We start from the raw sequence: 24,529 nt of genomic DNA, 5'->3' as shown, positions 1-24,529 counted from the left end.
ACCCGGTCTAGGTGCAGAACCAACTGAATCGCCACATGCACGACCGACCCGTGGTCGGGGTTCCGACAACGGCTTATCAATGGCGCCCGAGCTGGGCGCGCAGATCACCGAGCTTCGGGTGGCGTGATGCCCTCGTCCTTGGCCCAGCGGAGGAGTTCGGCAATGGCCTCGTCGTGCTCCAGCGGGCCGCGCTCGAGGCGCAGGTCCTTCAGGTAGCGCCAGGCGCGGCCGACGATCGGGCCGGGCGGCACCCCGAGCAGCTCCATGATCGCGTTGCCGTCGAGGTCGGGCCGCACGCGGGCCAGGTCCTCCTCGGCGGCGATGCGCGCGATCCGCTCCTCCAACGCGTCGTAGTCGGCCGCCAGCTGGGCCGCCTTGCGCCGGTTGCGGGTGGTCACGTCGGAGCGCGTCAGGCTGTGCAGCCGCGGCAGCAGGGGACCGGCATCGGTCACGTAGCGGCGCACGGCCGAGTCCGTCCATTCACCGCGGCCGTACCCGTAGAAGCGCAGGTGCAACGCGACGAGCTCGGCGACGTCGGAGATCACGTCCTTGGGGAACTTCAGCGCCTTCATCCGCTGCTTGGTCAGCCGGGAGCCGACGATCTCGTGGTGGTGGAAGCTCACGCCGCCGTCCGGGCCGACCGCCTTCGTGGCCGGCTTGCCGATGTCGTGCATCAGGGCGGCCATGCGCAGCGTGAAGTCGGCGCCGTCGCGCTCGTGCGCGATCGCGTTGCGCACGACGGTCAGCGTGTGCTCGTAGACGTCCTTGTGCTGCGCGTGCTCGTCGATCTCCAGCTTGAGACCGGACAGCTCCGGCAGGAACTGCTCGGCGAGGGCGGTGTCGACCAGCAGCCGCAGGCCGGCCATCGGGTCGGCGCCGCACATGAGCTTCACGAACTCGTCGCGGATGCGCTCGGCCGTGATCCGCGCCAGGTCGCCGGCCATGGCGACCATCGCGGCGCGCACCTCCGGCGCCACCGTGAAGCCCAGCTGGCTGACGAACCGTGCGGCGCGCAGCATGCGCAGCGGGTCGTCGGCGAAGGACTCCTCCGGCGCACCCGGCGTGCGCAGCACGCGCTCGGCCAGGTCGTTCAGGCCGCCGTACGGGTCGGTGAACTCGTGCCCCGGCACCGAGACCGCCATCGCGTTGACGGCGAAGTCGCGGCGGCGCAGGTCCTCGGCGAGGCTGTCGCCGTAGCGCACGATCGGGTTGCGGCTCACGCGGTCGTACGCGTCCGCGCGGAACGTCGTGACCTCGATGCGCAGCCCGTGACGGGCCAGGCCGATCGTGCCGAACTCCTGGCCGGTGGTCCACACCGACTCGGCCCAGCCCTTGATGATGCGCAGGGTGTCCTCGGGCCGGGCGTCGGTGGTGAAGTCCAGGTCGTCGCCCAGGCGCCCGAGCAGCGCGTCACGGACCGAGCCACCGACGAGGTGCAGCTCGTGGCCGGCCTTGGCGAACCGCCGGCCGAGCTCGTCGGCGACGGGGGAGACTCGCAGCAGCTCGTGCACGGCACGGCGCTGAGCCTCGCTGAGGTTACGGTCGGTTGCCACGGCGCTTTTCTCTTTGGTCTCTGGCATTGGTCGGTCAGCCTATCGCGACGGAAGAAGCAGGCACCGAGGGTAGCGGCCCGATGTGCGTCCCGTCGCGTCAAATCCGCGCCGCCCCAGAAGTGTCGGAGGGTGCCACTATGGTTCGTGCTGCGGAAGAAGCACGGGCCGAGTCGAGGTGTGGCGAATGGAACCGGGTACGGACCCGGCACAGCGCGGGAGCTGGAGCACTGAGCCGACCGTCCGGCTGCGGCCGACCGGCGGCGGCGGCGGGGCCCATCGCGCCCCCGACGAGCCCACTCAGGTCATTCTGCCCGCCCAGCCCGTGCCTGACGATCCGGGCCAGACCGTCCGGCTGCACGTGGGCCGGCGGCCGGAGGGCATTCCGCTCGACCCCGCCAACGCGCCAACCGTCGCCCTGCCGGTGATCACGCCGCGGATCGTCGCCGACGCCCCATTCGTGGAGGAGTCGGCTCCGCCGCCCACGGCCGAGGACGACAGCACCGGCAACGTCGTGCGCAACAGCGGCACGATGGCGATCCTGAGCCTGGTCAGCCGGGCGACGGGCTTCCTGCGGGCGGCGGCCATCGCGGCGGCCATCGGCGGCAAGGTCGTCGGCGACGACTACACGCTGGCCAACAACCTGCCCAACCAGGTGTACGAGCTGCTGCTCGGCGGCGTGCTCGCCAGCGTGCTCATCCCGACGCTCGTGCGCGCGCGCAAGGACGAGCCCGACCGCGGCGAGGCGCACGCCCAGCGCCTGCTCACCCTGGCCGCCGTCGCACTCGGCGCCGCCACCCTCATCGTGGTGCTCGCCGCGCCGCTGATCACGGCGATCTACACGCTCGGCAACGACAAGGTCACCACGGCCGACCGCGACCTCATCACGCTACTGGCCTACCTGTTGCTGCCGGAGATCTTCTTCTACGGCCTGGCCGGCATCTTCGCCGCGATCCTCAACGTCCGCGGCCACTTCGCCGCCCCGATGTGGACGCCGATCCTCAACAACGTCGTCATCATCGTCACCGCCGGCGTGTTCATGCTCGTGCGCGGCGGCGGCCTGCCGACCCCGGACACGATCACCCTCACCCAGGTGCTCGTGCTCGGCCTGGGCACCACGCTCGGCATCATCGTGCAGGCCGCCGGCCTGTGGCCCGCGCTGCGCAAGACCGGCTTCCGCTGGAAGTGGCGCTTCGACTTCCGCAAGCTGCACCTGCGCGAGCTGGCGAAGCTCGGCGCCTGGATGCTGCTCTACGTCGGCGTCTACCAGCTCGGCATCACCGTCGTCATGGCCCTGGCGAAGAACAACCAGCTCCGCGGCGGCGAAGGCCCGGCCGTCTTCAACAACGCGTTCCTGATCTTCATGATGGCCCACGGCATCGTCGCCGTCTCCGTCATCACCGCGATCATGCCCCGCATCTCCGCCGCGGCGGCCGACGGCCGCTTCAGCGACGTGACCGACCAGCTCGCCCAGGGCAGCCGCCTGGCCTCGGTGATCCTCATCCCCGCCGCCGCCGTCTACGTCGTCCTCGGCCGCCCGCTCGCCGTCACCCTCTTCGACTGGGGCAACTACGGCTACGAGCAGGCCCTCGCCACCGGCTCGGTGGTCGCCGCGGCCGGCCTCGGCCTGGTCCCGTTCGCCCTGAGCCAGATGCAGACGAGCGTTTTCTACGCCCTGCGCGACACGAAGACCCCCGCCCTGGTCAACATCGGCGGCGTGGCCGTCCGACTGTTCCTGGACATCGGCTTCTACGTGATCCTCCCGGTCGCGGTCGTCACGACGTCGCTGATGGTCGGCACCGCGCTGTCCTACGTGGTCGCCCTGATCGTCGGCTACGTCCTGCTGCGCCGGCGGCTCGGCCGCCTGGGCCTGCGCCGCCTCCTGGACACCCTGATCCGCCTCGGCGCCGCCGCGATCGCCGCCTCGCTGCTCGCGCTGGCCGTCTCGTGGCTGATCGCCCAGATCATCGACCCGGGCAAGCTGCAGGGCATCGTCCAGCTGCTGTTCGGCAGCGCGGTGCTGCTCGCGGCGTATGCGGCCGGCGCCGTCTTCCTGAAGGTGCCGGAGGTCCGGCAGTTCGCGGGGATGATCCGCTCTCGCCTGGGCCGCTGACGCGCCCGGCCGGCGCCGCGCCGCCTCGCCGGCCGCCTCACCGGCCCCGCCAGCCGGCCTCCGCCGCCGCGCTAGCGCCCGTACGGATCCACCGACCCTCCGCCAGCCCACGACGCCCCCCTGTCGGGCGCCGCGCCGCCTCGCCGGCCTCGCCGGCCGGCCTCCGCCGCCGCGCCGCGTCCGCACCGCCGCATCCGCACCGCCGCATCCGCACCGCCCGCGCAACCCCCCTCGACGATCCGTCGCCTGCACCGCCGCGGCACGAGTGCGGCCGCGGCGAGGGTGTTCCGCGCGGCTTAACCCGTGTGTCGGGTGGGGGCCGTGTGGAGGTAGGACGGCGACGGGGGGAATCGGGTGAGATCGGCTCGGACGGGTGAAATGGCCGGTTGGGGTTGCGCGCGAGCAATCTGGTGCGCCTGACTGGTGTGCGGTTCGCAGGGGCCGGTGCAGCGAACTGGGTGATTTGTCACATTCGCGGAGATTGTGGGCGGCCTCACGCGCAAACGGCGTGTTGGGGGCGGTGCGGCCAGCTGCGACTATTCGGTGAAATGTAGGTAAAGAGTAAATGGCTGCCATGTCGGGACATGGGTGATCAATTGGCCTCGTGCGGGGTGGTCCGGAGATGATGACGTGTCGGACACCGAACTGGCGACAGGTAAGGTCAACCCCGGCGCCCTGCCGAAGCGCTTAGGCTTAGTGACTGCGACTCGCGTTACGACGGACGCCGTTCTGGTCAGCGATGAAGTACGGCACACGGATCGGAAGGGAGGACGGGTGGCTGAGCTCGACGAAGGGCTGCAGGCTTCGAGGGGCGTCCCTCAGGTTCTGACCTTCGGCACCCCATCCGTCGGTGAAATCCTTGCCGAGCGATACCAGCTCGAAGAGCACATCGGCAACGACTCGCTGGGCCGGCAGCTCTACCGCGGCATCGACGTCATTCTGCGCCGCCCAGTGGCGGTGGTCCTGCGCTATCCCGGCGGGGAGAGCGCCAAGGAGATGCTGGCCGCGGCGGTCGCCGCCAGCCGCATCGTGCATCCGCACCTCGTCGGCGTGTATGACGCGATCGACGAAGGGGTGCGCGCCTATGTGGTGCGCGAGTGGGTCGACGGGATCGCCCTGCGTGACATCGTCGCCCAGGGGCCGCTGGACGCCGGACGGTCGGTCGCCATCGCGTGGGCCGTCACGGACGCGGTCGCGTCACTGCACGGCACCGGGATGGCGCACGGAAACGTGCACCCGGGGACCGTGCTGGTCGCGCACGACGGGCGGGTGGTGCTCACCGACGCCCGGGCCGACGACGGCGCCACGCCCGAGACCGACATCCGCGCGATCGGCGCGATCCTGTACTGCGCGCTGACCGGGTACTGGCCGCACGCCGAGGCCGGCTCCTACTCGGTGCCCGACGGGGTTCGCGACTCCTCCGGGGCGCTGCAGTCGCCGCGGCAGGTGCGGGCGGGCGTGCCCGCGCACCTCGACTCGCTGGTCGCCGACCTGTTGAACGGTGAACTTCCGCTGCCGTCGGCCGAGTCGCTGGCGGGGGAGCTCGCCTCCTTCGGCAGCTTCGACGAGGAAGACATGGCGGCCGAGGAGGGCGGGCGCGTCGACTTCGACGCCTTCGACTCCGCGGCGGCGTCCCCCGTGCCGCCGAAGCCGGCCGGGCGCAAGCTCGCCGTCGGTGTCGTCGGCCTGCTCGTGCTCGCGCTGGCCGGCACGCTGGCCGCGGCGCGGGTGCTGGGCGACCCGGCAACGCCGGAGACGCCCGGTGCGAGCGCGGCGCCCAATGCGAGCACGTCGCAGCAGGTGAAGCCGCCGGGGCAGCCGGTGGAGTTCAAGATCGACCCGTCGAAGGTCCGCATCGTCGACCCGCAGGGCAGCCGGTCCGAGCTCAAGGACGCCGACAACACCGTGGACGGGAATCCCACCACGGTGTGGAAGACCGACCGATACACGAAGGCCGACTTCGGCGGCAAGAAGTCCGGCATGGGCGTGTGGATCGACCTCGGCGAGGCCAAGCAGGTCAGCTCGGTGCAGGTCATCCTGCAGACGCCCGGCGCCGACGGCGAGCTGCGCTACGGCGACGCCGACCTCGGCAGCACCACGCAGGGCGACCAGGCGACCGTCCAGCAGTACCAGGTGGTGGGGCAGCCGCGGCAGAGCATGGGCGCCACGATGCTGTTCAACGGGCCGGAGCAGAAGACGCGGTACCTGATGGTCTGGATCACGAAGCTGCCCAAGGAGAGCTCCGGCGGATACCGAGTGGCTATCGGAGAGATAACCGTCCGCGTGCAGTGACCCCACGGACCGGCCCCGATCGATAAGGTGCGTGCCGTGGACGCTGCGGGGTCGGGTGCGCGCGAGATGCGCGACGACGCGTGGCTGCTGCGTGCCCACGCGTCGGGCGACCCCAATGCGTTCTCCGAGCTCGTGCGGCGCCACCGCGACCGGCTGTGGGCGGTGGCGCTGCGCACGCTCGGCGACCGCGAGGAGGCGGCCGACGCGCTGCAGGACGCGCTGCTGTCGGCGTTTCGCGCGGCGAGCGGCTTCCGCGGTGACTCCGCCGTCACGACCTGGCTGCACCGCATCGTGGTGAACGCTTGCCTCGACCGGGTCCGCCGGCGGCAGGCCCGGCCGACCGTGCCGCTGCCCGAGACCGACGTCACACCGGCGCCGGCGACCGACCGCGACACCGCGATGGACGTCCAGCAGGCGTTGCGGCAGCTCCCCGCCGAGCAGCGCGCCGCGCTGGTCCTGGTCGACGTGCAGGGGTATGCGGTGGCCGAGGCCGCCGTGATCCTCGGCGTCGCGGAGGGCACCATCAAGAGTAGGTGCGCGCGTGGCCGGGCCCGGCTGGCCCTGCTCCTCGGCCACCTGCGGAACCCGGTCGACGGCGGCCGCGTCCCATCACCAGTGAACACGGACCTCCCGTTTGCGTCCGGAAAGGAGAGCGGCGCGTGACGGCCTTCTCCGAAGCCGACCTCGACCGGCTCGCCGACTTCGTCGGCGGGGCGCTGGACGGCACCCCGGAGGCGGACGACGTGCGCCGTCTGGTGAGCACGGAGACGAGCTGGGCCGAGGCCTACGCGATGCTCGTGACCGCCGACGCGGCAATGCGCGACGAGCTGCACGCGCTGGGGGCGGAGGCTCCCGCGGTACCGCTGGATGTGCAGCAACGACTGGACGCGGCCCTGGCGTCGGCGGTGACCGCGCCCCCGGCGGACGCCCCGGTCGTTGATCTGGCCCGGGCGCGGGAGGCGCGCAAACGGCGGCGGATGCGCTGGGCCGTCGGGCTGACCGCGGCCGCCGCGGCGCTCGTGTGCGGCGCGGTGGGCGTGCAGGCGCTGCGCTCCGACGTGATGTCCGACACCAAGTCGGACTCGGCGGCCCCCGCGGCCGCGCCGAACGACACCCGCGAGACGCGCGCGGCCGGCGGCTCGGGGTCAGGCGCGGACCTGTCCGCCCAGCCTGGCGGCGGCGTGATCAGCAGCGGGCGCGACTACGGGCGCGGCACGCTCGGCCAGCTCGCCGGCCAGGCCGGCCAGAAGAGCACGAACAGCCAGAACCTGCAGGGCGAGGCGGCGGGGACACCCCCGATGGTCGCGCAGGCGCCCGCGCCGACCAACGTGCCCAGCCCGCTCACCCGGCTCAGCCAGCCGGCCGCCCGGGCCGCGTGCCTCGCCGCCATCACCGGGGAATACGGTGGTCAGGTGTCGCTGGTCGACTACGCAGCGTTCGAGGGCCAGGCGGCGCTGGTGGTGATCGTCGATGGCACGCGGGTCGGCGCCGGCAAGCGGCTCATCGTCGTGGTCGGGCCCGACTGCGGCATCGGCGGTGCCATCGCCGACGAGCGGTACCGGACCATCGCCCCGTAGCGGTGATGTGGCACACCAGTCACCGCCCAAGGGGAATTGCCGGTTCGTAGGATGACGTTTTGCTGGCACAGGCTGAAATCGAGGAGTCGACCGTGGATGACGTCCGCAACCTGATCATCGTGGGGTCCGGCCCCGCTGGGTACACGGCCGCGGTCTACGCCGCCCGTGCCAACCTCAAGCCGCTGGTGATCGAGGGCGTCACGTCCGGTGGCGCGCTCGTGACGACCACCGAGGTGGAGAACTTCCCCGGCTTTCCGGACGGCATCAACGGGCCCGAGCTCATGGACAACATGCGCAAGCAGGCCGAGCGGTTCGGCGCCGAGTTCATCACCGACGACGCCACCCGCGTGGCCCTCGAGGGCCCGGTGAAGAGCGTCTGGGTCGGCGATCTGGAGTACCGCGGCAAGGCCGTGATCCTGGCCACCGGCTCGGCGTGGCGCCCGCTGCACGTCCCCGGCGAGCAGGAGCTGCTCGGCCGCGGCGTGTCGTCCTGTGCCACCTGTGACGGCTTCTTCTTCCGCAACGAGAACATCGTGGTCGTCGGCGGCGGCGACTCGGCCATGGAGGAGGCCACCTTCCTCACCCGCTTCGCCACCAAGGTCACCATCATCCACCGGCGCGACGAGTTCCGGGCCAGCAAGATCATGGCCGAGCGCGCCCTGGGCAACGAGAAGATCGAGGTCCTCTGGAACAGCGTGGTGACGGAGGTCCTGGACGGCGGCGGCCGGGTCGGCGGCGTGCGGGTCAAGAACGTGGCGAACGGCGAGGAGCGCGACCTGCCGGTCGCCGGCGTGTTCGTCGCGATCGGTCACGACCCGCGTAGCGGGCTGTTCCGTGGGCAGGTCGAGCTCGACGACGACGGCTACGTGAAGGTGGCCGCGCCGAGCACCCGCACCAACATCGAGGGCGTGTTCGCCGCCGGCGACGTCGTCGACCACACGTACCGGCAGGCCATCACCGCCGCCGGCACCGGTTGCGCCGCGGCCCTCGACGCCGAGCGTTTCATCGCGGCGCTGTAGCAGCGTCAGCAGGCTCAAGAGAAGGAGAGCGCATGGGAGCCATCCAGCCCGTCAGTGACAAGACCTTCGAGGTCGACGTCCTCAAATCGGATATTCCGGTTCTGGTGGACTTCTGGGCGGAATGGTGCCAGCCGTGCCGCAAGATCGAGACCATGCTGAACGAGATCGCCGCAGGCGAGCTCGCCGACAAGGTGAAGATCGTCAAGGTCGACATCGACAGCAACCCGGAGACCGCCCGGGCCTACCAGGTCCTCTCGGTGCCCACGCTGACCGTGTTCAAGGGCGGCGAGCCGTTCCGCTCGGTCGTCGGGGCCAACCCGAAGAGCGCGCTGGTCCGGCTGATCGAGTCGGCGCTCGACCCGGCCTGACGCTCCCGGACAACATCACCGCCGCCCCGCCTCCGGACCGCTCGGAGGCGGGGCGGCTTGTTCCGGTGTGTGAGGCGCCCCAAGCGGGGCAGGGCGCACACGGCGTGACGGCTCGCCGGAGCGCGGCGTGGAGGCGGTGGGAGTACGCTGCCTCGCGGGCGCGGCGCCGCGCGGGTCATTCGCCCGATAACGGCGTGCTCGGCCGGGCACGTACGATTCCGTCGCGGGGTCACAGGCTGTCAGGAGGACCACATGCGGGCTATCCGGCGCGGAGCGCGGGGAGCGGCGGTTGCCGAGATCCGCAGCATTCTTGTCGTGCTGGAGCTGCTGGAGGACCTGCCGTCCACGGATCCGTCGGCGAGCGACCCCGCATACGACGCCGACGTCGAGCGCGCCGTGCGCGCGTTCCAGCAGAGCCGCGGCCTGACCGTCGACGGCGAGGTCGGCGACGAGACATGGCGGGCCCTGGACGCGGCCCGCTGGCGGCTCGGCCAGCGCGCCCTCTTCCACACCGTCGCCGACCCCTACATCGGCGACGACGTGCGCCAGCTGCAGGAGCGCCTGCTCGAGATGGGGTACAACCCCGGCCGCGCAGACGGCATCTACGGCGGACGCACCGCGCACGCCGTGGCCCAGTTCCAGCGCGAGGTCGGCCTGCGCCCCGACGGCGAGTGCGGCCCCGCCACGGTCGGCGCCCTGCGCCGCCTCGGCCGCAAGGTCATCGGCGGCCGCCCGCAGCTCCTGCGCGAGGCGGAGGCGTTCCGCGAGTCCGGACCGACCCTGCTCGGCAAGCGCATCGTCATCGACCCCGGCCACGGCGGCCCCGACGCGGGCAACGTCGTCCCCGACGGCCCGCTGCGGTGGGTGGAGGCCGACCTCGTGTACGACCTTGCGGCCCGCCTGGAGGGCCGTCTGGCGGCCGCGGGGATGCGGGTGAACCTCACCAGGGGTCCGCAGCCTACGGTGGCTCTGAGCGACCGTGACCGGGTCCAGCTCGCCAACGAGCTCGGCGCCGACCTGCTCATCTCGATCCACATCGACAGCCACCACACGCCGACGGCGGACGGCGTCGCCACCTACCACTACGGCTCGGTCTCCGGCCCCACCTCGGTCGTGGGCGAGCGCCTGGCCGGCCTGGTCCAGCGCGAGATCGTCATGCGCACCGGCCTGCGCGACTGCCACACGCACGCGAAGACGTGGGAGCTGCTACGCCTGACCCGCATGCCCGCCGTGCGAGTCGACGTCGGCTACCTCACCTCGCCCGGCGACCGCCGCCAGCTGATCGACCCGGCCTTCCGCGACCGCGTCGTTGAGGCCATCATGGCGGCGGTGCAGCGGATGTACCTGCCGGTCGAGGCCGACGTCCCGACGGGTTCGATCGACGTCAGCCTGCTGCGCGCGCTGACGAATTCGTCCCCCGCAGCGACTGCCTGACTTTTCGCATTTTCCCCGGGTGTACCCCATGTGCCTACCCGGCTCCCCCCGCACCCGTTCGTCCTGATCCCTGCGCTGGTCACTCGTCGGCGCAGGGTCGTTTTTTGTTGCGGGCACCAGGTTGGCTGTTTGTTGTGGGCACAGGTTGGCTGTTTTGTTGTGGCGCAGGTTGGCTGTGAACGCAGGGTCGATTCGCCTGCGAGCACAGTTGGTTGTGGCGCAGGGTCGATTTGCCGGCAAGCGCAGGTCGGTTGTGGTGCAGGTTTGATTTGCCGGCAAGCGCAGGTTCGGCGCTCAGCCCGATGTCATTTCCCTCGTGGCGGGACGAACCGGAAGAACCGGACGAAGCAGCGATTCCGGACTCATCGACCCGAGCAGCTTCTCCAGCGCGTACTCGACGTCGGACTTCCACGACAACGCCGTCCGCAGCTCGAGCCGCAGCCGCGGATAGCGCGGATGCGGCCGCACCGTCTTGAAGCCGATCGACAGGAAGAAGTCCGCCGGCGCCAGGCACCCGCGCTCGTTGCGCCCGGCCTCGTCCACCTCGCCGAACTTCGCGTCCCCGAACGCCTCGATCGCCTTCACGCCGCGCTTGGTCAGGTCTCGCGCGACCCCTTGGACGAGCATGCGCCCGAGCCCACCGTCGGCGAACGGCTGGACCACGTGTGCCGTCATCAGCAGCACCGCATCGGGCGAGACCGGCGACGTCGGAAACGCCATGCTCCGCGGCACGTATGCGGGCGGCGCGAACATCACGAACCCCGCCGGCATCCCGTCGACGTAGACGAGCTTGCCGCAGGACCCCCACTCGAGCAGCGTCTGCGAGACCCAGGCCTCTTTCTCCAGCCCTGGGTCGCCGTTGGCGCAGGCACGCTCGGCCGCGACCGGATCGAGTTCCCAGAACACGCAATCGCGGCACGATCGAGGAAGATCCTCGAGGGTGTCGAGCGTCAAACTGACGAGACGTCGCGACATTGGCCCATCTCCACCGCACCCGGCATTAGCTCGTCATGATGGTACGCACTCACGATCCGTCGTGGGAGCCGTCCGCCCACAGTTCCTCATCCCTGAGACGCTCAGCGCTGCCCACCTCCGCACCCCGGGACAGCAGTTCCTTCTCCCCGTCACCCGCCGATCTCACCCAGAGCGCTTTCGCCCCCGGGCCAGCACGTTCGACGGCGATGAAGATCTACGAACCCCCGCCGTCAAGCCGACGGCCTCGGCGCGCGTCGTCCGCGACCGCCTCGCTGTCGTCCGCCCTCGCGCGTTCATCTCCAGGGGCCGCGTGTCCTCACCGTCGGGACGGTGGCCAATTTCTCGCACTGCCGCCCCCGAACGTCGCGTCCGATGGCATTCCGGTCGGCGTGCTCGGTCGGCGTCCCAATGGCGTCCCGATGGCGTTCCGGGCAGCGTCCTCGGTCGGCGTCCCGATGGCGTGTCGTCGGGCGTCCTCAGCCCTGTGGCTTGTCCTGAGTTTCCTCGGCGTCGTCGGCGTTTCCGGCGGCCGGCTCCGGCACCACCACGTCGTCGTTCTCCTCGGCGGCCGCGGCGGGCTCGAGCTCTTCCTCGGCCTGGTCATCCCGATCGCCCTGGTCCTTCGCGAGGCTCGCCGGCGCGGTCCAGTTGATGCGCGGCGGCTCGGCCAGCGGCCGCCCACCGAACTCGGCCAGCCAGGCCGCCACGAGCGCAAGGTTCTCCCGCCAGCGGTCCTCCGGGATCGGCGGCAGAATGTCGTCCCACAGCGCGAGGAACGTGCCCTGGAGCTGGAGCCGCCCATACGGCCGCGCAAGGAACCACACGTGCAGATGTGCCGCGCCGTCACCCCAACGATTCACGTGAACCCGGGCGACGCCGTCAAGCGAGCGGATCGCGCGCTCGAGCCGGACCGTCATCACGCCGAGCTCGGCCGCGAGCATGTTGGGCAGGTCGCCGAGGTCCAGGTGCGAGCGGGACTCCAGGATCAGCACAGCGGGCAGCCCCGTCGGCCGGTCGAGGGCGCGGACCCGCCAGCGGTCGCTCACCCAGATGTACGCCTCATCGGGCGCCGCACAGGCCCGGCACTCGGCCGGGTTGTCACCGTGCCGGGGCGGCTCGACCGGCACGGGATCGAGGAGGCGCTTGATGCGAAGGTCGCCCTCGAACGGAAAGGTCGGCCAGTACGTGAAGGCGGGCAGCTGCTGGGCCGACCGCGAAGAATCGGCCGGGGGATTGGCCGGGGTTGCTGGCGTCTCAGGCACGAAGCCGACCCTAGCCGACCGCGGGGCCGGTGTCCGCACCCTGTGGACAGCCATCACCGTGTCGGGAAGTTATCCACAGGACCGCTGTGGATGACGCCCGTTCCGCATCTCAACAAGGCCCGACTGAGCGCGCCTTCATCCACAGGCCGTCAGCCGGTCTAGCACGTGGTTTCACGTGAAACGGGTCAGCCTGTGGATAACCCCTGTGGACAGTCTTCCGTGGGAGCCGTTCTCTCAAGATTCTTCCGGCCCCCGATTTCGGCCCCTGAGCCTTTCCAAACGCCGCATTTCGGCACCTCGCCCGCGCTACTCCTCCCAGCCGCCCGCACACGCCTCGCGCGGACTCGAAACACCCCCGCCGCCATGCGTCTCCACCGCCCGTCCGCGCCGCCGCTCCCGCCCACGCGGCGCGCTCCTGCCCCCACGCCGCGCTTCCGCCCACGCCCGCCGCTCGATCGACCCGCCCGCGCGCCCACTGCCCCGCCCGCGGCTCGACTGACCCCCCGCCCGCGTCCGCGTCTACCGCCCACGCCTGCCCGCTCGACCAACTCGCCCGCGCCTACCGCGGCCTCGCTCGCGGCTCGACCGACGCGCTCGCCGCCCGCCAGCGCCGCTCGACCGACCCGACCCGGCGTCAGCCGGCCGGCCGCCGGAATGACCGAGGGCCGGCCCCGGTCGGGGTCGGCCCTCGCTGTCTATGAAGTTTGTGTCGTTCGCGTCGGCGACTATGTCGCACCGGCAGCGCCGGCTCGGCCGGGCGGCGTCACTGCTCCCGCTGGCCCGCCGAGCGCTCGTCCGGAACGCCGATGATGCCGACGATCCGCTCGAGGTCGTCGACCGTCGCGAACTCGATCGTGATGCGGCCCTTGCGGCGGCCGATGTCGACCTTCACCCGCGTGTCGAAGCGATCCGAGAGGCGATCGGCCAGATCGGTCAGCGCCGGCGCGTGCGGCTTCGCGCGCCGCTGCGCCGGGGCCGCCTTCTTGGCCGTTGCGCTCTCCGACGCCGCGAGCGCGACGAGCTCCTCGGTGGCGCGCACCGAGAGGCCCTCCGCGACGATACGGGTCGCCATCTGCTCCTGCTCCTCCGAGTCGTCGAGCCCGAGGAGCGCCCGCGCGTGGCCCGCGGAGAGCACGCCGGCGGCGACGCGGCGCTGTACCGGCGCGGGGAGGTTCAGGAGGCGGATCGTGTTCGAGATCTGCGGCCGGCTCCGCCCGATGCGCCGGGCGAGTTCCTCGTGGGTCGCGCCGAACTCATCGAGCAGCTGCTGGTACGCGGCCGCCTCTTCGAGCGGGTTCAGGTTCGCCCGGTGGATGTTCTCCAGGAGCGCGTCCCGGAGCATCGCGTCGTCGCGCGTCTCGCGGACGATCGCCGGGATGGCGTCCCTGCCGAGCGCCTGGGCGGCCCGCCAGCGACGCTCGCCCATGACGAGCTCGTACTGCTTTTCGCCGTCGGTCTCGCGAAGCTCGCGTACCACGATGGGCTGAAGGAACCCGACCTCCTGGATCGAGGTCTTCAGCTCCTCGATGGCCTCCTCGTCGAAGACCTGCCGCGGCTGCTTCGGGTTGGGCGCGATCGCGCCCACCGGGATCTCGGCGAACCGCGCGCCCGGCACCGGGGCGAGCCCGTCGGCCGCGGGCACGGAAGCAGCGGCCGGAGCGTTGGTGGCGACGCCAGGGGCGGGCGGTTCGGCGAGTGCGGTACCCGTGCCCGCCGCGCCATCGGCCGGCGCGGCGGCGGTTGGGATGAGGGCACCGAGCCCCCGCCCGAGACCTCCACGTCGGTTGGACTTCATGCGACCCCTCCCACCTGCGCGCCGCGTAGCGCGATCTCCTGCGCCGCCTCGAAATAGCTGACCGCACCCCGCGAGCCGGGGTCGTACGTCATGACCGACTGGCTGTAGCTCGGCGCCTCCGACACCCGGACGTTGCGGGGGATGACGGCGTTGAGGCACTTCTCGCCGAAGTGGTTCCGCACGTCCTGCTCGACGAGGTCGGCCAGACGGGTGCGCCGGTCGTACATCGTCAATAGCACCGTCGAGATGTCGAGCTTCGGGTTGAGGTGGGACCGCACCAGCTCGATGTTGTTCGTGAGCGCCTGCACACCCTCCAGCGCGTAGTACTCGCACTGGATCGGGATGAGGACCTCTTCGGCGGCGACGAGCGCGTTGACCGTGAGGAGGCCGAGCGAGGGCGGGCAGTCGATGAAGATGTAGTCGTAGTCGCTGCCGCCGGCCTCGATGGCGCGCTTGAGTCGCGACTCACGAGCGACGACCGACACGAGTTCGATCTCCGCCCCGGCGAGGTCGATCGTCGCCGGTACGGCCCACAGGTTCGGGATCCCCTCCACCTGCTGCGTAACCGCGTCGAGTGGGGCGCCGTCGATCAGGCAGTCGTACACGTCCGGCACACCGGAGTGGTGCGGGACGTTCAGCCCGGTCGAGGCGTTGCCCTGCGGGTCGAGGTCGATCACGAGCACACGGTTTCCGTGCAGCGCCAGGGCGACGGCGATGTTCACCGCGGTGGTCGTCTTGCCGACCCCGCCCTTCTGGTTGGCTACACACATCGTGCGACGCCGTGGTGGGCGGGGCATGGTGATTTCCCCGCTCGGGTTGAGAATCTCCACGGCGCGTTTTGCCTCCTGTGCCAGTGGGGGGTCTTCGGTTTCACGTGAAACGTACGCGTCAGTCATGGCGCCCTCGGTATCCGCGGTGACGACGGACGGGTGTGGTTGGGGGGATGGTGGGTTCCGTCGTTCGGGCCGCACCTCGGCTGGAGAAGCGTCGACTGTCGGCGTCACTCCCCGGCCGTAAAGGGTACCGGTTGAGGTTCGATCACTCGGACCGGAGACGTGAAACTCCACCGTCCCCCCGCGTGTCGACTCGTGCCCGCGTATCGTCTCCGGACCGTGGCCGGGCTCGGGCGCACGAACGTGGTCCATGCGCGCCGGCTCACCGGTGCGGCCGGGGTCGATCCGGGGGTCCATGCCGCCCGCGGGGTCTATTCGGTGCTCGATCCGATGGCCGGTACCGCGGGCAGGATCGCCGGGGCGAGGCGCCTCGACGCCGTCGTTCCGCGGCTGTGGCACCGCGCGACCGGCGGGACGTACGCCCCAGCCCTCTATCCCCGTTTCACGTGAAACATGACCGTCTGCATCGCCGTAGCCCGGACCATCATCGCTGTCGCGCACCATGTCAGTCCCGTCCCGCTCGGAAAGATGTGCACCCTCGGCCGCCTCGTCCGCCGGAGCCGATGCGGTGAGTTCCCCGCCGGACCTCCAGTCGCCGGCTCCGGAAGCAGACCGGAGTCCGGTGCACCCGAGACCGGGTTACCCGATACCGGCCCACCGGGAACCGGTTCGTCGAGAGCCCGCCGGTCGGAGCCCGGCCCGTCGTCACACGTCCCGTCGGTCCCGCACCCGAGCAGATCGGCTTCCGCGGGAGGCGTGCTCGCTCCCTTGGAGGGCGTTCCGCTCGAATCCGTTCCGTCCAGTCCGGCTTCCTCAGGGCCCGTTCCGTCGGACATTGAAGTGGCGCGGGGCCAGCCTACGGCGCTTCGCCGGGCGGAGCCATGACCCATCGGCGCGTCGTTGGTCTTCTCACGGCGACTCGTGCGCCAAAAGACCAGAAATCCGTCAACTCGGCGAGGCAGGGCGCCGGGCCGCTGTGTCGGCGACATCGGCCACCCGATGCCGACCGGCCCGCCGTCCCCCATGAGTCCCGCATGAGTGCCTCTGCATTCCCCGTCGCCGGGGGTCGCGGTGCCGCCCCGGGCCACCGGCAGTGGCATCGCCCTGGGGGACCGGAGGCGGTGCCGCCCTGGGGGACCGGAGGCGGTGCCGCCCTGGGGGACCGGAGGCGGTGCCGCCCTGGGGGACCGGGGGCGGTGCCGTCCCCCGGTCACCGGCCGCGGCGGCCCCCGGCCTTTCGGGGACGCGCGGCTTCCCGCTCGCGCACGATCTCGACCACGGTCGTGGGCTCGGCAAGGAGGGCCTCCCCGCACGCGCGCACCGACGGAGTCCCCGCACCGAGCTGCGCGAGCGCCTCCGCGTGCTTGGCAATCTCGGCCGCGGCGGAGGCACCCTTCATCGCGAGCAGCCGGCCACCGATAGCGGTGAGGGGGAGACACCAGCCGGCGAGCCGATCCAGCGGAGCGACGGCCCTGGCGGTGACGACATCGGCGAGCGGGATCTTCCCGACGCACTCCTCGGCCCGGGCGCGAATCACGAGGGTCCGCTCGAGGCCGAGCGCCGTCACCGCTTCGGAAAGGAATGCGGTACGTCGGGCGAGCGGCTCGACCAGGGTGACGGAAAGGTCGGGACGAGCCACCGCCAGCACCATCCCGGGCAGACCGGCCCCCGACCCGACGTCGACCACCGAGGCACCCGAGGGAATGAGCTCCGCGACCACGGCGCAGTTGAGGAGGTGCCGCTCCCAGATGCGCGGCGCCTCGCGAGGGCCGATGAGGCCCCGCACGACGCCGTCGGTCACGAGCAGCTCGGCGAACCGCCGAGCCTCGGGAAGCCGATCGCCGAATGCCTTCTCGGCGGCGGGGAGGATATCGCTGGGTACTGCACCGTCCATCCGTCAAGCAAACCATGCCCAACGCCGTCGCCTCGGACGTGGGGGATCGCGCCTCGGCCGTTCCTCGATCGCACGCTGTTTCACGTGAAACAGCGCCCGTGGAGGACCGCGACGCGGAAGAGAGCAAGCCCTGGAGGACTGCAGCGCGTGGGGACTGCGGCCCGGGGCGAGCCGCGGCGCGAGATGAACCGCGGCGTGGAGCCGATGACGGAACGTCGGCCCGGAGAGAACCCGCGGCGTGAAGACGGTGGAGACGACGGAAGGACCCTGGCGCGGAGAGATCCGGTTGCGCGGACAGAACCCGGCGCGGAGAGAACCGGCGGCGCGGAGGAACCGCGACGCGGAGGAACCGCGGCGCGGACAGAACCCCGGCCCGGAGGGAACCGCAGCGCGGACTCGGCGAAACGGAGCGCCCCGCCTCCGAACAGTCGGAGGCGGGGCGGTGGGGACGATGGCGCGACGGTGTGAGGACGGCGGCTCTACAGAGGCGCGAGGCGACTCAGGGGACCTCTCACTCCTCGGCCGTTTCACGTGAAACAGCGCGCTCCGCGGCCTCGATGGCGTTGCGGAAGAGCATTGCGACCGTGGTGGGGCCTACGCCGCCTACGCGGGGGGTGATGGCGCCGGCGACCGTGGCGCAGGACTCGTCTACGTCGGGGAGGAGGCGGCGGCCCTCGTAGCGAACGCCGCCGCCGATGACGACAGCGCCGGGGCGTACGTGCTCGGGTTGGATGATGCCAGGAACGCCGGCCGCGGCGATGAGGATGTCGGCGCGGCGGGTGTAGCGGGGCCAGTCGGCGACGCCGGTGTGGACGACCGTCACGGCGGCGTTTGCGGTTGGGCGCTTCTGGGCCAGGAGCATCGCCAAGGGGCGGCCCAGCGTTGCGCCGCGACCCAGGATCACGACCTCGCGGCCGCTCACCGGGATGCCGTGGTGGGCCAACAGCGCCTCGATGCCGGCGGGGGTGCAGGGGAGCGGGCCGGGGATGCCGGCGGCCAGGCGGCCCAGGTTCAGGGGGTGCATGCCGTCGACGTCCTTGTCCGGGTCGACCCGCATGAGGGCGGCGTCGTAGTCCAGGTGGGCCGGCGTCGGGTACTGGATCAGGAGCGCGTGCACATCCGGGTCCGCGTTGAAGGCGTCGATGGCGGCGTGCAGGTCGGCCTGGGTGGCGGTCGCCGGGAGGTGCTGATGCGGGGAGGCGAAGCCCAGGGCGGCGGCCTGGCGCTGCTTGATCCGGATGTAGCCGGCGCTAGCGTCGTCGTCGCCGACGAGAATCGTGGCCAGCGACGGGGTGATGCCGCGGGAGCGGAGGGCCGATACGCGGGACTCGACGTCGGCGAGGATCTCGTCGGCTACCGGTGCGCCGGGGAGGAGGCGTGCCGTGTGCGTGGCGTCAGCGGGGGCGGAAAGAGCGGTCGACTGGTTGGACATACGGCTCCTCGCAAATGCGTGGAAGCCCAGGCGGTCGACTCCCACGACGAGGCTTCCCGATGGTTGCCCATCCTTGGTGCCGCCAGTCGCGTCACTTTGATTATGCCCGACTGCCCGCCTTCGCCTCGAGACGGTCATCCCGAACAGGTCGCGTCCGGAGAGCGGAGAGAACGGGGAGTGAGAGAGCCGGAGAGGGAAAGGCGGAGAGGGCGAGAGCGGGGCGAGAGGAACCGTGACAGAAAGCCGAGGGATGCGACAAGGGCAAGCCCGGCCACCGCGGGCACGAGGAACACAAGACGCGGGCACGAGGCTCACAAACGAAACCGCCCCAACCGCTAGCTCGCGGTTGGGGCGGTGAGTGGTACTGAGAGCTAGGCGGTCGGGCGGACCACAATCCGGCGGGACGGCTCCACGCCCTCCGACTCGCTCTCGACGCCGGGCAGGGCGTTGATGACGTCGTGCACGCACTTGCGCTCGAAGGCGCTCATGGGCTCCAGCCGCACGGCCTCGCCGTACTCCTTCACCTTCTCCGCAGCGTTCTTCGCGATCGCGCCGAGCTCCTTGCGGCGCAGGGCGCGGTAGCCGCCGACGTCGAGCAGAAGGCGGCTCGGCGAACCGGTCTGCCGGAACACGGCCAGCCGGCTGAGCTCCTGCAGCGCCTCGAGGGTGGCGCCGCGCTGGCCGACCAAGGCCTGCAGGCGCTTGCCCGAGCCGTCGCCGCCCTCGACGACCTCGACGACCGGGCGCCCGCTCACGACCAGCTCGTCGATGTCGCCGTCGTAGTCGAGGATGTCCAGCAGGCCCTCGACGTAGTCGGCCGCGATCTCGCTCTCGCGGAACAGGTCGGTGGCGGCGCGGCCCGAACCGGAGCCGGCCTTGGCCTCCGAGTCGCCGTCGGCCTCTTCGTCGTCCTCGGCCTCCTCGTCGCCCTCGTCCTCGTCGGCTTCCTCGTCCTCGTCAGTCTCCTCGTCCGCCTCGTCGTCCTCGTCGTCCGCGTTGGCGTCGGCGAGGTCGGCGTCGGCTTCGGCCGTGGCGTCACGGTGCTCGGCCTGGTCCACGTCCTTGTCCTCGTCCCGGGCCACGGCCGCCGCGTCGAGATCATTGGTGGTGTCGGTCACGAAACTCATCTCCGCTTGTTTGGGGCGCCGAGGCGCCGTCACAGGTCGTCGGTGAGGGGTGGGTTGCTACAGGGAGCGCCCCGCGCCGGGCCGACTGAGAGGTGGCCCGGCGGGGTCGCATCAACCCGACTGCCGCTTCGCGGCGCCACCCTTCTTCGGGTTGATCGGCTTCGCGCCCGGCTTCGGGGCGCGGGAAGGGGCGCCGTTGGCGGCCGCGTCGGTCGCCTTCGCGCCGGTGGCCTTGGCGCCGGTCGCCTTCGCGGGGCCCTTGCCGTTGGACCGCTGCGCGGCGGCCTCTTCCTTGGCGCGGCTGAACAGGGCGCCCAGGCCGCTCGGCTTCGACTCGGCCACCTTCGCGGTGCCGCCGGTGCCCTTGAACGGCACGGTGCTGGTCGTCGCGCTCGCCGGCGGCGGGTACTTGTGCAGCACCCAGTACTGCTGGCCCAGCGTGATGGCGTTGTTCGTGACCCAGTAGATGATGACGCCGATCGGGAAGTACCAGCCGGAGGTCAGCGTGAAGAACGGGATGCCGTAGAGCATGAACTTCTGGATCATGCGCTGCTGCGGGTCGGTGTTCCAGCCCGTCTTCTTGATCATCTGACGCTGCGTCAGGTAGGTCGTCGTGATCATCAGCGCGACGAGGCAGGCGGCCACGATCTTGACCGTGGTCGAGTGGGCCTCGATCTTGATGAGGTCATCGGCGCTGCTGCTGAACTTCGCGACGATCGGGGCGTCGAACAGGCGGGCGTCGACGGCGCTGAGGAACTCGTCCTTCGTCCAGCCGTACAGCTGCATCTGGTGGTCGGACGTGCCGGGCTTGAGGTGGCGCAGCACGTGCAGGAGGCCGATGAAGACCGGGATCTGCAGGAACATCGGAAGGCAGCCCATGAGCGGGTTGACCTTCTCCTCCTGGTAGAGCTTCATGACCTCCTTCTGGAGGGTCTCCCGGTCGCTCTTGTGCTTCTCCTGAAGTTCCTTCATCTTCGGCTGGATCGCCTGCATCGCGCGCTGCGACTTGATCTGCTTGACGAAAATGGGGAAGAGCACGACCCGGACGGTGATCACCAGGAAGACGATCGCCAGGACCCACTGCCAGTTGGTGCCCAGCACGCGGTGATCCGGCATGATCGAATCCCAGACGGTGTGCCAGAACAGCATCACCTTCGAGATCAGCCAGTAGATCCCGCCCATCAGCTTGCTAATCACGACACTGCTCCAGTCACGTCGACTCGGGCTCGGGCGAGTGTCCCCGGCGCGGAGGCACCGGGTCGAACCCACCGGGGTGGAATGGGTGGCAGCGCAGCAGCCGCCAGATCGCGAGACCGATTCCCCGGATCACGCCGTGGGTGCTGACCGCCTCCAGGGCATAAGCGCTGCACGACGGGTAGAACCGACAACGCGCCGGCAACGCCGGGCTTACCCAACGACGGTACGCGACGATAGGAGCGGTCACGATCCGGGCTCCGGCGTTCATCGACGGTCACCTCGGTTTCTCGGTCGGCGCGCGGCCTGCAGCGCCGCGTCAAGATCCTGCTCCAGTTGGTGGTACCCCGCGCGAGCCGCCTCCGGCAGCGCTCGCACGACGATCACGGAGCCGGCCGGCAGGTCGGCCAGGCGCGGGCGGACGAGGTGCCGCAGGCGCCGCTTCACGGCGTTGCGCACCACAGCGTTGCCGACGGCCTTGGAAACGACAAACCCGGCGCGAGCGGCCGGAGCACCCGGAGTCCCGGTGACCGAAGCGTCGTCGGACGATCCCCTCAGGTCCACATCTCCGGAGGCCTCGCCAGCACCATCAGGCGAGGGAGAAGGGGACAAAGACGGTGCGACACCCTCAGAGCCCCCAGACGGCTCAGCAGGGGACGAAAACGGATCAACCCCGGGCCACGGTGGCCCGGGGTTGAGGAAGTGCACGACCACAGCCCCCCGACCGGCCCGACGGCCGTTGCGAATGGTGGCGGCGAAGTCTTCCCGCCGCCGCAGTCGCTGACCGGCCGCAAGCACGCTGCCTCCCGGAGGGCGCGGTCGTCTGGTCAGGCTCAGGCCGAAAGGCGGTCGCGCCCCTTGGCGCGGCGCGCCGAGAGGATCGCACGGCCGGCGCGGGTGCGCATGCGCAGCCGGAAGCCGTGGGTCTTCGCGCGCCGGCGGTTGTTCGGCTGGAAGGTGCGCTTGCTCACGTCGGGCTCCGTCTTCGTGGCTTGGCGTGGACCCGACTTGGCTGAAAATGCCGGCGCGCCCACAGGATGTCGATCGGTGGCTTGGAGTTTACCAGGGACCGGTGCTCCAACCGAAACAGGGTACGCGCCACCCTACTCACCGTCAACGATCAACGACGCGCGCCGCCCGGTGGCGATCAGCCCCGGGGATGTGAACAAAGAATCCCCAGGTCAGGGCCGAAATCCACAGGTTCGTTGTGGACAACGGTTGAGTGGTTGTGGACAACGCTGTTAACGTGCCCGGTTGCCGGTAGACACCGCGACGACCGGCGGCGGGGCAAAACGGACTTTCTGGCTCGAAGAGGCGCTCGACAAGGGGGAAGAGGCGCGCGCCCGACCTGCACCACCTCTGCGTATGCGCTGATCACCGCACAGTCAGCACGGGCGAGGGGGAGACAGGACGATCCGTCCACGGCACATGACTCGTTGATACACAGGTTGTGGAAAACCTGTGGACAATGGCCGAGGACGGCGGGAAGAACCGGGCACCGTCCACTCGCGGTGGGGGCCGCGAATGATGATGGGGGTGCGCGAACGGTGACTGACACCGACCTCGCAGCGATCTGGAATGCAGCTACGGATCAGCTCGCCGACGGTATCGATTCGGCGCAGCAACGTGCATACCTGCGCATGACCAGGCTGCGGGCGATCGTCGAGGACACCGCGCTGCTGTCCGTGCCCGACTCGTACTCGCGCGACATGATCGAGAGCCGGCTGCGGCCGGTCATCACCGAGGCGCTCTCGCGGCTGCTGGGCCGCGCCATCCAGGTGGCCGTGACCGTCCGGCCGCCGGAGGACGCGCCGGCGCTGCCGTCGCCGTCGGCCTCGCACTGGTCCAACGGCGCCTCGGCCTCCCTGCGCCAGCAGCTGCCCGATCTCGCAGCGGACGAGCGGCTGCCAATGGACGGGCGGGGAAGTCTCGAGAACCGCGGGACTGTGGAGGTACCACGGCCGGAGCACGACCGCCTGTTCGACCTTCCCGGCGAGAAGCCGGCCTCCGACTCGTGGCGCAACGAGCACTCCGGCACCGCCGTCGAGGCCGCCGCCGATGCGGGCCGGTTCGAGCAGCCGTCCTATGGCATGAGCGGGCCGGCGACGGTGAGCGAACCGCCGGCGCGCCCGTCGACGCCGGGCACCGGCCGCGACGACCGCCGAGGCGCGCCGACGCCGGCCGGGGACTCCGCCGGAAATCGCCTGAACCCGAAGTACACTTTCGAAACGTTCGTCATCGGGTCCTCGAACCGCTTCGCGCATGCCGCGTCGGTCGCCGTGGCCGAGTCGCCGGCGAAGGCCTACAACCCGCTGTTCATCTACGGCGGCTCGGGGCTGGGCAAGACGCACCTGCTGCACGCCATCGGGCAGTACGCGACGATGCTCGGCAACGCGCGGTTCGTGCGGTACGTGTCGACGGAAGAGTTCACGAACGACTTCATCAACTCGCTGCGCGACGACAAGACACAAGCGTTCCAGCGTCGGTACCGCGACGTGGACATCCTCCTGATCGACGACATCCAGTTCCTGGAGACCCGCGAGCGCACCCAGGAGGAGTTCTTCCACACCTTCAACACGCTGCACAATGCGAACAAGCAGATCGTGATCAGCTCCGACCGCTCACCCCGCCAGCTCGCCACGCTCGAGGACCGGCTGCGCACGCGGTTCGAGTGGGGCCTGCTCGCCGACATCCAGCCGCCGGACCTCGAGACGCGCATCGCCATCCTGCAGAAGAAGGCGGCGCAGGAGCGGCTGTTCGCGCCGCCGGACGTGCTCGAGTTCATCGCGTCGCGCATCGCTTCGTCCATCCGTGAACTCGAGGGCGCGCTGATCCGGGTCACCGCGTTTGCGAACCTGACCCGCTCGCCGGTCGAGCTCGGCCTGGCCGAGGAGGTCCTGCGCGACTTCATTCCGGACGGCTCGGGCCCGGAGATCACCGCCGACCAGATCATGGCGTCGACGGCCGACTACTTCGGCGTGAGCCTCGAGGACCTGCGCGGGCACAGCCGCTCGCGGGTGCTCGTCAACGCGCGCCAGGTCGCCATGTACCTGTGCCGCGAGCTCACCGACCTGTCGCTGCCCCGCATCGGGCAGGCGTTCGGCGGCCGCGACCACACGACGGTGATGCACGCCGACCGCAAGATTCGCCAGCAGATGGCGGAGCGGCGCTCGCTGTACAACCAGATCGCGGAGCTGACGAACCGCATCAAGCAGACGACCTGACGGCGGCCGGACGTCACCCGATCGTGGTTATGCACAGATCGGGTGTCGTCCACCGGGGTTGATCACAGGGTGTGGACAACCGGGTTTTCCACCGTGTCCACAGGCACCCGACCTCCCGCAAGTCGCCATGTGGCCCTATGTTTTCCACACACTGTCCCCAGGTCGTCCACAGTGTCTTCGGGCCCGGGCTCGCGTCGTTGTCCCCAAAGTCCACACGCTGTCCACAGATTTCCTGTGGATAACTTTGTTTGTGCCAACTTCCGGGGATGAGTCACCGGGTGACTACCGATTGCTCACAGGGGTTGCTCACAGCCTGTGGATAACTCCTGGGGATCGCATGTGGACGTCATGTGGACGCTTCCGGAAGGTAACAGTAGAGC

Annotated in this window: 20 protein-coding genes, 1 pseudogene and 1 riboswitch; of the genes and pseudogenes, 9 read left to right on the top strand and 12 right to left on the bottom strand. The window is 70.6% G+C overall.

What is annotated here, in order from left to right:
- Window positions 1-104: 104 nt before the first annotated feature.
- Window positions 105-1,580: a CCA tRNA nucleotidyltransferase gene (locus ABD901_RS02435; RefSeq protein ID WP_345120636.1), complete on the bottom strand. Its 1,476-nt coding sequence runs from the start codon at window positions 1,578-1,580 to the stop codon at window positions 105-107.
- A gap of 157 nt (window positions 1,581-1,737) precedes the next feature.
- On the opposite strand from ABD901_RS02435, the gene murJ reads away from it, so the two are divergent.
- The 7 genes from murJ (at window position 1,738) to ABD901_RS02400 (ending at window position 10,353) form a co-directional block, all read left to right on the top strand.
- Complete coding sequence (gene murJ, locus ABD901_RS02430) at window positions 1,738-3,663, top strand: murein biosynthesis integral membrane protein MurJ (protein WP_345120634.1); 1,926 nt, start codon at window positions 1,738-1,740, stop codon at window positions 3,661-3,663.
- Between the two features lie 774 nt (window positions 3,664-4,437).
- Window positions 4,438-5,955, top strand: coding sequence for a protein kinase (locus ABD901_RS02425; RefSeq protein ID WP_345120632.1), 1,518 nt, complete (start codon window positions 4,438-4,440; stop codon window positions 5,953-5,955).
- 66 nt (window positions 5,956-6,021) lie between these two features.
- Window positions 6,022-6,618, top strand: a complete 597-nt coding sequence (gene sigM / locus ABD901_RS02420; RefSeq protein ID WP_345121136.1) for an RNA polymerase sigma factor SigM — start codon at window positions 6,022-6,024, stop codon at window positions 6,616-6,618.
- Window positions 6,615-7,532: a hypothetical protein gene (locus ABD901_RS02415; protein ID WP_345120630.1), complete on the top strand. Its 918-nt coding sequence runs from the start codon at window positions 6,615-6,617 to the stop codon at window positions 7,530-7,532. Before sigM ends, ABD901_RS02415 begins: the two co-directional genes overlap by 4 nt.
- Before the next feature lie 92 nt (window positions 7,533-7,624).
- On the top strand, window positions 7,625-8,551 hold the full coding sequence (trxB, locus tag ABD901_RS02410; RefSeq protein WP_345120628.1) for a thioredoxin-disulfide reductase: 927 nt from the start codon (window positions 7,625-7,627) through the stop codon (window positions 8,549-8,551).
- Window positions 8,552-8,583: 32 nt separating this feature from the next.
- Window positions 8,584-8,919 carry a thioredoxin gene (gene trxA, locus ABD901_RS02405; protein ID WP_345120626.1) on the top strand — a complete coding sequence of 112 codons (336 nt, stop codon included), beginning with the start codon at window positions 8,584-8,586 and terminating at the stop codon, window positions 8,917-8,919.
- 252 nt (window positions 8,920-9,171) lie between these two features.
- The gene (locus ABD901_RS02400) at window positions 9,172-10,353 is read left to right on the top strand and encodes an N-acetylmuramoyl-L-alanine amidase (RefSeq protein ID WP_345120624.1); all 1,182 of its coding nucleotides are present in this window, start codon (window positions 9,172-9,174) and stop codon (window positions 10,351-10,353) included.
- A gap of 294 nt (window positions 10,354-10,647) precedes the next feature.
- Here ABD901_RS02400 and ABD901_RS02395 read toward each other — a convergent pair whose 3' ends face one another.
- The 4 genes from ABD901_RS02395 to ABD901_RS02380 form a co-directional block, all read right to left on the bottom strand.
- Window positions 10,648-11,328, bottom strand: a complete 681-nt coding sequence (locus tag ABD901_RS02395; protein ID WP_345120622.1) for a GNAT family N-acetyltransferase — start codon at window positions 11,326-11,328, stop codon at window positions 10,648-10,650.
- A 476-nt stretch (window positions 11,329-11,804) separates the two neighbouring features.
- Window positions 11,805-12,590 carry a hypothetical protein gene (locus ABD901_RS02390; protein ID WP_380137462.1) on the bottom strand — a complete coding sequence of 262 codons (786 nt, stop codon included), beginning with the start codon at window positions 12,588-12,590 and terminating at the stop codon, window positions 11,805-11,807.
- A gap of 763 nt (window positions 12,591-13,353) precedes the next feature.
- On the bottom strand, window positions 13,354-14,385 hold the full coding sequence (locus ABD901_RS02385) for a ParB/RepB/Spo0J family partition protein (RefSeq protein ID WP_345120620.1): 1,032 nt from the start codon (window positions 14,383-14,385) through the stop codon (window positions 13,354-13,356).
- Entirely contained in the window at window positions 14,382-15,389 is a 1,008-nt protein-coding gene (locus ABD901_RS02380; RefSeq protein WP_425556656.1) for a ParA family protein, read from the bottom strand. Before ABD901_RS02380 ends, ABD901_RS02385 begins: the two co-directional genes overlap by 4 nt.
- A 108-nt stretch (window positions 15,390-15,497) precedes the next feature.
- On the opposite strand from ABD901_RS02380, the gene ABD901_RS02375 reads away from it, so the two are divergent.
- Window positions 15,498-15,728, top strand: a complete 231-nt coding sequence (locus ABD901_RS02375) for a hypothetical protein (RefSeq protein ID WP_345121165.1) — start codon at window positions 15,498-15,500, stop codon at window positions 15,726-15,728.
- A 760-nt stretch (window positions 15,729-16,488) separates the two neighbouring features.
- On the opposite strand, the gene rsmG is transcribed toward ABD901_RS02375, so the two are convergent.
- The 7 genes and pseudogenes from rsmG to rpmH form a co-directional block, all read right to left on the bottom strand.
- Window positions 16,489-17,172, bottom strand: a complete 684-nt coding sequence (gene rsmG / locus ABD901_RS02370; RefSeq protein WP_345120618.1) for a 16S rRNA (guanine(527)-N(7))-methyltransferase RsmG — start codon at window positions 17,170-17,172, stop codon at window positions 16,489-16,491.
- A 511-nt stretch (window positions 17,173-17,683) separates the two neighbouring features.
- A complete protein-coding gene (locus ABD901_RS02365) occupies window positions 17,684-18,604 on the bottom strand; it encodes a bifunctional 5,10-methylenetetrahydrofolate dehydrogenase/5,10-methenyltetrahydrofolate cyclohydrolase (RefSeq protein ID WP_345120616.1) in 921 nt (306 codons plus the stop codon).
- A 17-nt stretch (window positions 18,605-18,621) separates the two neighbouring features.
- Window positions 18,622-18,704, bottom strand: a riboswitch (ZMP/ZTP riboswitch).
- A gap of 271 nt (window positions 18,705-18,975) precedes the next feature.
- A complete protein-coding gene (locus tag ABD901_RS02360; protein ID WP_345120614.1) occupies window positions 18,976-19,731 on the bottom strand; it encodes a Jag family protein in 756 nt (251 codons plus the stop codon).
- Window positions 19,732-19,842: 111 nt separating this feature from the next.
- Entirely contained in the window at window positions 19,843-20,913 is a 1,071-nt protein-coding gene (gene yidC, locus ABD901_RS02355; protein ID WP_345121132.1) for a membrane protein insertase YidC, read from the bottom strand.
- Window positions 20,914-20,924: 11 nt separating this feature from the next.
- A pseudogene (gene yidD / locus ABD901_RS02350) lies at window positions 20,925-21,196 on the bottom strand (membrane protein insertion efficiency factor YidD).
- A complete protein-coding gene (gene rnpA / locus ABD901_RS02345; protein WP_345120612.1) occupies window positions 21,193-21,723 on the bottom strand; it encodes a ribonuclease P protein component in 531 nt (176 codons plus the stop codon). The pseudogene yidD and the gene rnpA overlap by 4 nt, the downstream one beginning before the upstream one ends.
- Before the next feature lie 35 nt (window positions 21,724-21,758).
- Window positions 21,759-21,896, bottom strand: coding sequence for a 50S ribosomal protein L34 (gene rpmH / locus ABD901_RS02340; protein WP_033360019.1), 138 nt, complete (start codon window positions 21,894-21,896; stop codon window positions 21,759-21,761).
- 576 nt (window positions 21,897-22,472) lie between these two features.
- Here rpmH and dnaA point away from each other — a divergent pair.
- Complete coding sequence (dnaA, locus tag ABD901_RS02335; protein WP_345120610.1) at window positions 22,473-24,149, top strand: chromosomal replication initiator protein DnaA; 1,677 nt, start codon at window positions 22,473-22,475, stop codon at window positions 24,147-24,149.
- Window positions 24,150-24,529 lie beyond the last annotated feature (380 nt).

Source organism: Dactylosporangium darangshiense (assembly GCF_039537565.1).
GTDB classification, from domain to species: domain Bacteria; phylum Actinomycetota; class Actinomycetes; order Mycobacteriales; family Micromonosporaceae; genus Dactylosporangium; species Dactylosporangium darangshiense.
This window is presented reverse-complemented; position numbering and strand designations above follow the sequence as displayed.

Excerpts from the sequence above, each read along its gene's own strand:
- yidC (WP_345121132.1), bottom strand. The coding sequence starts at position 20,913 with ATGGGCGGGATCTACTGGCTGATCTCGAAGGTGATGCTGTTCTGGCAC.
- murJ (WP_345120634.1), top strand. The coding sequence starts at position 1,738 with ATGGAACCGGGTACGGACCCGGCACAGCGCGGGAGCTGGAGCACTGAG.
- ABD901_RS02400 (WP_345120624.1), top strand. The coding sequence starts at position 9,172 with ATGCGGGCTATCCGGCGCGGAGCGCGGGGAGCGGCGGTTGCCGAGATC.
- ABD901_RS02365 (WP_345120616.1), bottom strand. The coding sequence starts at position 18,604 with ATGTCCAACCAGTCGACCGCTCTTTCCGCCCCCGCTGACGCCACGCAC.
- ABD901_RS02385 (WP_345120620.1), bottom strand. The coding sequence starts at position 14,385 with ATGAAGTCCAACCGACGTGGAGGTCTCGGGCGGGGGCTCGGTGCCCTC.
- ABD901_RS02435 (WP_345120636.1), bottom strand. The coding sequence starts at position 1,580 with ATGCCAGAGACCAAAGAGAAAAGCGCCGTGGCAACCGACCGTAACCTC.
- rsmG (WP_345120618.1), bottom strand. The coding sequence starts at position 17,172 with ATGGACGGTGCAGTACCCAGCGATATCCTCCCCGCCGCCGAGAAGGCA.
- ABD901_RS02395 (WP_345120622.1), bottom strand. The coding sequence starts at position 11,328 with ATGTCGCGACGTCTCGTCAGTTTGACGCTCGACACCCTCGAGGATCTT.
- ABD901_RS02360 (WP_345120614.1), bottom strand. The coding sequence starts at position 19,731 with ATGAGTTTCGTGACCGACACCACCAATGATCTCGACGCGGCGGCCGTG.
- trxA (WP_345120626.1), top strand. The coding sequence starts at position 8,584 with ATGGGAGCCATCCAGCCCGTCAGTGACAAGACCTTCGAGGTCGACGTC.
- sigM (WP_345121136.1), top strand. The coding sequence starts at position 6,022 with ATGCGCGACGACGCGTGGCTGCTGCGTGCCCACGCGTCGGGCGACCCC.